Here is a 1839-nt window from a genome sequence, read left to right on the forward strand (position 1 = left end):
TTCCAGCGCGGAGATGAAGTTGCTCTTGCCCGCCCCGTTCGGGCCGATCAGGACGTTCAGCCCGCCCAGCCGGACCCGCGTCGAGCGGATCGAGGTGTACCCCTCGACCGTCACCGCCGCAAGCCGGCCTGTCATCATGCGATCACTCTACGGCGGGCGCCGCCGCGGGCGACGTCTGGCTGTGCATCCGGGCTGGCCGAGGAAGCGGTACGTGGCCCCGGCCAGGGACTCTGCTGCTTAATTCGGGTGGGCCGCGTTTGCGGCATGATCGCCTCTGTGGTCCTGTCGTGTCGTGGGCCGCGGGAGGTGGAGCGCATGTCGTTGCAGCCCAGAGGGCTGCCGGAGATCCCGACACAGACCGTGGCGGCCGCGCGGGCGGCGTTCCCGCGGGGGACGTTGGCGATGCGGCTGCGCGACCGGCTGGCCGAGGTGTTCGTCGACGAGCCGCGTTGCCGTTACGGCTGATCACGGACGTTCTCACCACCCAGGCGGGCGTCCCCGACGTGCAGGTCACCCTGCCTGTCCAGCGCACCCTTGCCGACCGTGGTCTCACCCCCGCCGAGCACTACCTGGACGCCGGCTACCGGAATGCTGCCGCGCCGTGAACCGGCGGGACCTCGACCTCGACGACCCGGCACTCGCCCCACTCCCGCCCCAGCAATCCGGCCCCTTCTACGGCCCGACCTGACGGCACCGTTCAGGAGCTCGGGGAGCTGGTCAACACGAGCAGGAAGGCGCTGTCGGCGGTGTAGCTCCAGGCGGGGCGGATCCAGATGTGGGGCTCTGGCCCTGTTTGAGGACACTCCCGGTATGACGTCGATCTGGGTGGCGGTGGTCCGCGTCAGCCCGGCCGTGCGGGAGAAGCTGAGCGTTCGACACGGTCTTGACGCCGACGTTGTGATCAACGCGATCCAGTGTGTCGCAGGTCTCCAGCGGGCTTGGTATGATCATCCCAGTCGGGGGCGGCGAGCCCTGGTGAAGACCCAGGTGCGAGGAATGCGGGTGCTTATTGTGCTCTATTCCTGGCCTCGGCGTGTGTCAAGGCCGCCGGCCGGTGGGGGACAGCGGCCGGCTATGCCGGTCGACGGATGTACACCGCCAGTGACGGCAGCCCGCCCGCGGACGGGGCCATGCGCATCCGGTGCTCGGTGCCGGTGGGCAGCCGGACCGTCCGCTGCGGCCCGAACGCCCACCGCAACAGCGACGACAGTTCCCGCGCGTCGGGTGGGTCGGAGTGAAACCGATAGCGGGACTTGCGGGCCGCAAGGATCTGGCCGAGGCCGACCGGAATGTCCGGCCGCGCTCGGGGTAACGCGATCCGCCCGGTGGCCGCGGACAGCCCGTCAAGGACGACTTCCCGGTTCGGCGAGCCGTTGAGGAGATCCTGGATCCGCTGAATACGACTGATCGCGTCCGCGCTGTCACTCATGTTCGTCCTCGTCGGCCCCCCGGAACGACCCGGTCAAACTGTCCGGCCGGCGGTACGGCCGGATGCCGCGTGGCTGGGTGCGGTGCGACTGGGTGCGCCGCGTTCGGATGCCGTGTGGTCGGGCGTGGTGTGGTCGGGCGCGGTGCGGGCCGCCGGGACCAGCCCGGGACCAGCCCGGGACCAGCCCGGGAACGGGCCGGAAGGCGGGGTCGATCTGGTCGGCCAGGTCCATGCCGGTCGCGTCGTTGGCCCAGGCCACGGTGTTGCGTAGATGGATGTCGTGCATCTGGGTGACGAAGCGGTCCCAGTCCCGGGCGGTGCTGTCGACCTTCATGCTGGGCTCCGAGGTCGTGGCGACACTGCTACGATCGGCACAGCATGCTGGAACCGTAATCGTTTTCGTTAAGGCT

Annotated in this window: 5 protein-coding genes; 2 read left to right on the forward strand and 3 right to left on the reverse strand. The window is 69.7% G+C overall.

The window, feature by feature from the left end; genetic code table 11:
* On the reverse strand, positions 1 to 138 hold a 138-nt coding region (locus NBW84_RS24460), incomplete at its 3' end, for an AAA family ATPase (RefSeq protein ID WP_445548746.1).
* A gap of 138 nt (positions 139 to 276) precedes the next feature.
* On the opposite strand from NBW84_RS24460, the gene NBW84_RS17005 reads away from it, so the two are divergent.
* Both NBW84_RS17005 and NBW84_RS17010 read left to right on the forward strand, forming a co-directional pair.
* The gene (locus NBW84_RS17005) at positions 277 to 465 is read left to right on the forward strand and encodes a hypothetical protein (RefSeq protein WP_250285719.1); all 189 of its coding nucleotides are present in this window, start codon (positions 277 to 279) and stop codon (positions 463 to 465) included.
* Positions 450 to 605, forward strand: coding sequence for a hypothetical protein (locus tag NBW84_RS17010; protein ID WP_250285720.1), 156 nt, complete (start codon positions 450 to 452; stop codon positions 603 to 605). The genes NBW84_RS17005 and NBW84_RS17010 overlap by 16 nt, the downstream gene beginning before the upstream one ends.
* Before the next feature lie 467 nt (positions 606 to 1072).
* Here the strand turns inward: NBW84_RS17010 and NBW84_RS17015 are convergent, their stop codons facing one another.
* Together NBW84_RS17015 and NBW84_RS17020 are read right to left on the reverse strand one after the other, a co-directional pair.
* The gene (locus NBW84_RS17015; protein WP_250285721.1) at positions 1073 to 1429 is read right to left on the reverse strand and encodes a hypothetical protein; all 357 of its coding nucleotides are present in this window, start codon (positions 1427 to 1429) and stop codon (positions 1073 to 1075) included.
* On the reverse strand, positions 1422 to 1763 hold the full coding sequence (locus NBW84_RS17020; RefSeq protein ID WP_250285722.1) for a hypothetical protein: 342 nt from the start codon (positions 1761 to 1763) through the stop codon (positions 1422 to 1424). The genes NBW84_RS17015 and NBW84_RS17020 overlap by 8 nt, the downstream gene beginning before the upstream one ends.
* Positions 1764 to 1839 lie beyond the last annotated feature (76 nt).

Source organism: Protofrankia sp. CiP1_Cm_nod2 (genome assembly GCF_920664355.1).
Classification (GTDB): Bacteria; Actinomycetota; Actinomycetes; order Frankiales; family Frankiaceae; genus Protofrankia.